The following is a 6,716-nucleotide window of genomic DNA, read 5'->3' as shown; positions in this document are numbered from 1 at the left end:
GCCTTCCTTTTTACAATGTGAGTTGGTTCTCTCATAAATTACCTCTTAATCTTTTAAGTGAAATACATCAGTAAATCTTCGTTACATTTTAATAACAATGAGTAGAAATTAATAAACAACTTTATCTCCTTTTTTTCTTTTGTGGAAACACAAATGACGTTTCTCCATTTTCATTCATAACGATAAAGGCGTCAAATTTCTTTCCAGATTTACTAATCATCCCTTTTAAGAGGCTTGTTTTGCCCTTAGTAATTAGTGCTTCCAAATCTATTAGGTTTAGCTGTATGCCACATATATTTCGAAATTGAACCCAATTGCAATTTTCATCCTTACATTTAACCAACTTATCCCGGATTGCTATTCTCTGAACTTTACACCTTGGACAAATAAATTCAGGTTGATTTTCGACGGCAATAGATAAAGCAAGTATCTCGTGTGTTATAGTTGTTGTATAAACTTCTATTTCTCTTTGAAAATTTGCCATATTCTCTTCGTTGTTTTCTATTTTTTGCAAGACTAGTTCCCACTCGGAAGTCATAGCAGCATTAGCGATCTTCATTTCTTTTACTAACTCGTAAACCTTTAGTCCTTTTTCTGAAGGTACTAATAATTTATTATCACGTTTGACATATTCCCTCTTAAAAAGGGTTTCAATAATAGCTGCTCTAGTGGCAGGCGTACCAATCCCTATTTCTTGCAATACATTACGTTCTTCTTCATTTCCGATCTGATTTCCTGCATTTTGCATTGCGGAAAGTAAACTTGCTTCCGTATAAAGAGCAGGTGGTTTAGTTTTCTTTTCCAATACTCTTGATGCCTTAATCTTGACTTCATCATCGATTTTTAGTTCCGGTAAGTCTTGAATAGGATCTTTTTCTTCATCTGAAAAACTTCCTTTAATAGCTCTCCAACCTGCATCAATAATTTTAATCCCTTTTAGTTCAAAATCATAGTGTATAACTTGGAAGACAACATCAGTTATCTCTTTAATACAAATAGGAGAAACGGCTTCAAGTAAACGGTATGCGATCATTTCATAAATAGCTTTTTCCTTTGCAGATAAAGCGGATGGAACCTTACCGGTAATCAATAAACCATGGTGATCAGTTACTTTTAAATCGTTAACAATTCGTTTATTTAAACGTCCTATTTTCATTTTAGCAACTACTCCTTTAAATTTCTCCATCTCTTCTAATATCCATATAAGCTTAGAAACTTCTACCCACATATCTTCTGGAATATACTTACTCCCGGTACGAGGGTAACTAATGAATTTATTCTCGTATAGGCTTTGAGCGATATTGAGAGTTTCCTCAGCGGATAGATTTAGCTTTATGTTAGCCTCTTTCTGTAATGCTGTAAGATCGAATAGCAATGGTGGCTGTTCATTGACTGTTTTAGTTTCATTGGCAATTACCGTGGCTATCCCATGTCTCTGTAGCGATTTCAAAGCGTCTTCAGCTTGTTTACTACCTTCCCATTTTATTGTGGAAAGACTTTTGAAATCAATAAACTCTTTGCGATGTTCCAATTCAATTTGCCAATATTGCTTGCTAACAAATGACTTGTTTTCTAAAAATCGTTTGCAAATGATTGCTAATGTTGGTGTTTGAACCCTTCCCAGAGAATAAATACCGCTTCCGTTTGCAATAGTTAATGCTTGTGAGGCATTAATTCCTACCAACCAATCTGCACGGCTTCTACCTAGTGCTGCTTGATGTAAACCATCGAAATCCTTTCCTGGTTTCAAGTTATTAAACCCATTTAGAATGGCTTTTTCAGTTAGAGAACTAATCCATAAACGTTCAAAAGGCTTACTACAGTTCAAATACTCGTATATGTAACGGAAAATAAGCTCCCCTTCACGTCCTGCATCTGTGGCAACAATAATACTTTCGCAGTTTTTAAATAGTTGATCAATAACATTCAGTTGTTTTAATGCCCCTAGATCACGAACATAACTTTTATCTTTCTTGACCTTGCGCACTGTTAGCAAGAATGGATTAGGTAATACAGGTAAAGCCTCTCTTTGAAATCCAGTAACACCATAATCTTCTGGCATTGCCAAAGTCACTAAATGTCCAAACGCCCAGGTTACCTGATATCCATTTCCCATCAAGTAACCTTCCTTCTTCTCTTTAGCTCCTAATAAGAGAGCGATCTCTCGAGCAACACTTGGTTTTTCTGCAATTACTACTTTCATTAGATTAAGTCTTTAGAATAGTTACATTTTTCGACCTTTCGATTTAGCTGCTGCTTTTGGCTTATCCTGTTGTTCTTGCTGTTTGGCACTTTCAGGATTATTCTGTTCCCTTTTTAAAGGCTCTTTAATTTTCTTAGTAGCCTCATTGGTTTTACCTTCTGAGTTAACCGCAACCTGTGTTTTACTTTCCTCTTTAGGTAATGCTTTCTCTTGTAATTTATTAGGATTATCAAAAGAAAAACCAGTTTTGGCTGTTTCTTTATCGAATGTAATATAACCTTGGTACTCTTTACCTTTCTTATCAACCAAACCACTTACATAAACTGTTTGACCGTCCTTAAGTTTTTGGTGTTGCAGTTCGTCAAGTTCTTTGCCTCGAAATATTTGTGGAGCTTCTTTCTGTTGACTTTGTGACTGTTTGTTAGTATCTGCTCTATCAAAAAGGAATTCAACGTAACGTTTATCCGCATTGAATTGAACTGATGCATTGAAGGGTTCACCTTTTTTTGACATCATATCTTCGATATACAACGATTTGCCTTCTGTCAAAGTTCGCTTTTGTTGCTCATTTAGTTTTATCCCTTTAATTTCTTCTGGAATTTTAATCTGTTCCGTGCGTAGTGCAATAACTTCTTTGGTCAAACGGTCAATGCTAATAATCGAAGGTATTGTTTCACCCGATTTGGGATTAATCAAATCAACCACTCTACCCATGTTGCCACTTTTGAGCAAGTTTTCTTTATCTTCTTTTGAAAATTCATGTCCGAAGAATTTGTAGTTTAACTGAGGTTCTTTTCGGATGCCATGAATAGAAAGAACTACTTGTCCGTTTTCTTTTTCTTGTAGTGATAGCCCAGCGTCCATTCGAGTGATGGAGGTTCCTAAATCAAGACTTACAGGAACTAGTTCATTGGTCTTATATCCTTTTAACAGCGGCTCTAATAAGTTCATTTTTTCGAGACGTTCCTTACTTAATCCCAGATTAGTCATTGCTTTCCAATCGATTTGTTCTAATTTGAAGCGGTAATCGCCAGCTTCTGGTGTTGATTGTGTTGTTTTCATCTTATTTTTATTTAAAGGTTTATAATCTACTTTTATTTCATGTTGTTCAAATTGCTTCATTCCCATTTTGGTCGGTTTATCAACTTCTTTCTGCATTCTTTTCGCTATTTGTATTGCCTGGTTTTCTGGAACTCTAAAAAAGATAAAATGTGTAGGATCTTTTAATTCCCGGTAAAAGTTGGAGAAAAAATTAGAAAACAAATCACCTTGTTTGTCTACACGCAGGAACTGACTTTCATTTTTTTTATCCGGGACTACTGTTTGTAATTCTTTATCTTTTCCAATTCCATTAACTGCCCTTATTTCCTTTTTATTGGTATCAGATACCAACAAAACATCCGAAAATTGCTCTTTTAATTTTGGATCACTTAAAGATTCTTCTCTCATGTCAATGCTGTTTAAAATTTACTAAATCGAAAATAAATAGTTACGATCAAATTATTCACAAAGTGACTTTAGCTGACAGGTGTTGTCGTTCGTTGGCTTTAAATTTTGTCTAGGAGCATTAAAGCTATCACGTATAAATTGATGAACATCGGATAGTTTATAATAAATTTTTCCACTAATCGTATAATACGGTAGTTTACCCGTTGAACGATAACGCTGAAGTGAGCGGTTACTAATTTTCAACATTTGAAGAAGGTCCTGATTGTCCAGTAATTCTTCTCCATCAATGTTATTTCGTTTTTTTTGGATATCAGTAATGTGTTCGCTTAAAATATCAAAACGATCCATGATCCGTTCCATCCATGCTATAAATTCCATTCTATCTATATTCATAAGGGTATGTTTTAATCAATTAATACTGTTAGACTTGCTATTAGTCAATTATTCACTTCATTTACCAGTATTGAGAATTGTTACTCTTTCAAGCTATAATTTCCACAGTAAAGATGTTGTAGTGACCGTTACAAAATTGCCAAGTATCTCCAAAATATTTTGCCAAGACGTACCAATTGAAGTAGATAATATTTAAATAACTTATGAATATATAAGAGTGACAGATAGTAACGCTTTTTTACTATTTATAGAAAAACAATACTGAATACGAAGACGTTTTGCCAATTGGCGGAGATGGGTAAACATAAAAAAGCAGTACCATTGAATACTGCTTTCGAAACATTAAAATGTATTATATTATAAATCCTTATCCATATAATCCTCAACTGAAGATTTTAGCTGGTCTAAAAATAGCGTTCGATTACCAGCACGATCCTTCATTCGATGAAAAGAATGATGTATATCGCCCAGCTGAATTTGAAATAATACTTGAAGAACCGAGCTAATCTTACGAATTCCTGTTTTACCATGTGAAATGGCTCCAGATACATGAAGGGCATAAATTAACTCTATTAGTGAATTTTTAGATTCTGTCCAGAAAAGATTTTCGGTCGACTCTCCATTTGTAGAAGCAATGTTAGGTCTGTCCACAGGATTTATTTTTATTACTAGATAATTGTACAATAATTCATTGGCAATTATCCGAGAAACTTTATAATCATAATAGGTAGAAAATTGAGTATCAACTTCAAATATAAAACTATTAAGTCCTGTGTTAATATTTATATTTCCTAACTTAAAAAAATCATCATCATGGTCCGTTCTTCCCGAACGATAGTAACGGTAAAATTCAGAATTAAAAATATGTTCCTTATATTCATTTTTCAATTGCTGCAGTTCCACTGAAAAATATTCATAATACATTTTTCCACCATGTACTGGACACGAGGTCTCTATTCTATAAACCTTATTGTAGTAAATAAGCTTTCCAAGTATTTGCGGTTTAATAACCCTAAAGAATTCAATTTCTTCATTTTGATCTTTAAATTTTTTTTCAGTAACATATCTTTTCATATTTGCCAATAGATCCTGCAAAAATATAGTCATGCGGTATGATTCATCTATTACATGTGCCGACTCTAAACTAATTTCTTGTTCTTTTTTCAGGATACTATATAAAGCGTCCTTATATGTAGATTGCATCATAATTAAAATAATATTAAAGAGAAGGCTAATTTTCTCATGTTTCTATTCTTTTATTTACTTCTAAAGCTAAATAGCATCTTATTTCACTGTCTTTAAGTGCTTTAAAATATCATTTTTGGGGATAGTTCATCTTTATAAATTTAATCTTAGGCGGTATTCTGTTGGAGACAGACCGGTATGCTTTTTAAAAAAACTGCTGAAGAATGAAGCACTTGGGAACTGCAATTCCTCTATTATTCTTGCAATAGTTAATTCATTATTTTGAAGAACTATTTTAATTTCTAAAATAAGTGCTTCCTCAATAAATTGCTTTGCAGTTTTAGTGGTAACTACTTTGACTGTCTTTGTGAGGTGCCCAGGTGTTATAAATAATGCATCAGCATAAAATTGTACATGATGTTGCGACCGACAATTAATTTCTAAAACACTAAAAAACTGAAGAACCAGTTTTTCTTTTCCAGTATGCATAACAGGAATATGGTGATAATATTTATTATAAATTCCTGCTAGTTCGTATAACAATAAGTTAAAACTAAACAACAGGCCTTCTCTTTTAAATAGATTTTTATTAGAACTTTTTGCTTTAGAATCCAACAATTTAAATAATTCAATTACACGTAAAAACTCCTTATTTTTCAATGCTAATGCTGGAGGATACTTGGTAATAAAAAATTCAAAATATCCTATATATGGTTTTTTCAGACTATTTTCGAACGTAAACTCGGAAGTAAACGATAGTTGACAAATTTTTAATGGATTGCTTATTGTCAAAATTTCAACAATTGTTCTTTTGGGAATCACTAGGATATCATTCCTGGAAATACTCATTTTTCTGTGATTAATTTCAAAAGAAATAAATCCATCGTTGACTAATAGTATTGAAATACGTTCAAAAATCAGTAGTTGACGAAGCGCACTTTTAAAGTAAATCACTTCAAAAAAAGTCACTTGTAAACCTTCATTAAAATACTTTGCTTTTTTGCTTACCAAAACAATTAAATTTATCGGATTTCAATTTTAATATCTTAAGTAGTATTCGCCTATTTAGGTTCAATATCTTCCTTAGTAGACTTGAAAAGAATGTTGGCCATTAATGAAACTGAAATAAATAGTAAATTTGAAGTACAACCCACAAGAAGTATAAAAGCTAAATTTCGTGTGCTATCACTTTTTATCTTTCCATTTGGAAAGTAGCCCATTATTTCATCGTAGCTCAATAAGTCCACGATGAAATAAAGGCTAACTAGATTGAAAAGGATCAAAAACACACTGAAGAAGTATATTATTTCCTTTTCAATCATAACAAATCTGTACATTACTAGTGTGCTATGAGATTATTTGTTAGAATTCCTGTTACTAATGACCTAGTTACAGCTGTAGAAGAATTTTCTAATGCTCCAACTATTGCACCAGCGCGGTTGCCGACAGAGGAATCCCAATCTTTATCCTTACGCTCTTTTGCAAA

At 32.9% G+C, this 6,716-nt stretch carries 5 protein-coding genes; all 5 read right to left on the bottom strand.

The genetic code is table 11. The annotated features are described in order from the left end of the window. Positions 1-121 precede the first annotated feature (121 nt). The 5 genes from P8M54_RS10520 to P8M54_RS10500 all read right to left on the bottom strand — a co-directional run bounded on the left by P8M54_RS10520 (position 122) and on the right by P8M54_RS10500 (position 6,241). Complete coding sequence (locus P8M54_RS10520) at positions 122-2,203, bottom strand: type IA DNA topoisomerase (RefSeq protein WP_300287792.1); 2,082 nt, start codon at positions 2,201-2,203, stop codon at positions 122-124. A gap of 21 nt (positions 2,204-2,224) precedes the next feature. Beyond that, positions 2,225-3,652 carry a DUF3945 domain-containing protein gene (locus tag P8M54_RS10515; protein WP_300287791.1) on the bottom strand — a complete coding sequence of 476 codons (1,428 nt, stop codon included), beginning with the start codon at positions 3,650-3,652 and terminating at the stop codon, positions 2,225-2,227. A 51-nt stretch (positions 3,653-3,703) separates the two neighbouring features. Continuing rightward, positions 3,704-4,045, bottom strand: a complete 342-nt coding sequence (locus P8M54_RS10510; RefSeq protein ID WP_300287790.1) for a helix-turn-helix domain-containing protein — start codon at positions 4,043-4,045, stop codon at positions 3,704-3,706. Positions 4,046-4,402: 357 nt separating this feature from the next. Beyond that, entirely contained in the window at positions 4,403-5,251 is an 849-nt protein-coding gene (locus P8M54_RS10505; RefSeq protein ID WP_300287789.1) for an RteC domain-containing protein, read from the bottom strand. Positions 5,252-5,383: 132 nt separating this feature from the next. Continuing rightward, entirely contained in the window at positions 5,384-6,241 is an 858-nt protein-coding gene (locus P8M54_RS10500; protein ID WP_300287788.1) for a helix-turn-helix domain-containing protein, read from the bottom strand. Positions 6,242-6,716 lie beyond the last annotated feature (475 nt).

It is taken from the genome of Flavobacterium sp. (genome assembly GCF_029242675.1).
In the GTDB taxonomy this organism is placed as follows: domain Bacteria; phylum Bacteroidota; class Bacteroidia; order Flavobacteriales; family Flavobacteriaceae; genus Flavobacterium.
This window is presented reverse-complemented; position numbering and strand designations above follow the sequence as displayed.

Coding starts and splice junctions, on each gene's coding strand:
- P8M54_RS10520 (WP_300287792.1), bottom strand. CDS start 2,203: ATGAAAGTAGTAATTGCAGAAAAACCAAGTGTTGCTCGAGAGATCGCT.
- P8M54_RS10515 (WP_300287791.1), bottom strand. CDS start 3,652: ATGAGAGAAGAATCTTTAAGTGATCCAAAATTAAAAGAGCAATTTTCG.
- P8M54_RS10510 (WP_300287790.1), bottom strand. CDS start 4,045: ATGAATATAGATAGAATGGAATTTATAGCATGGATGGAACGGATCATG.
- P8M54_RS10505 (WP_300287789.1), bottom strand. CDS start 5,251: ATGATGCAATCTACATATAAGGACGCTTTATATAGTATCCTGAAAAAA.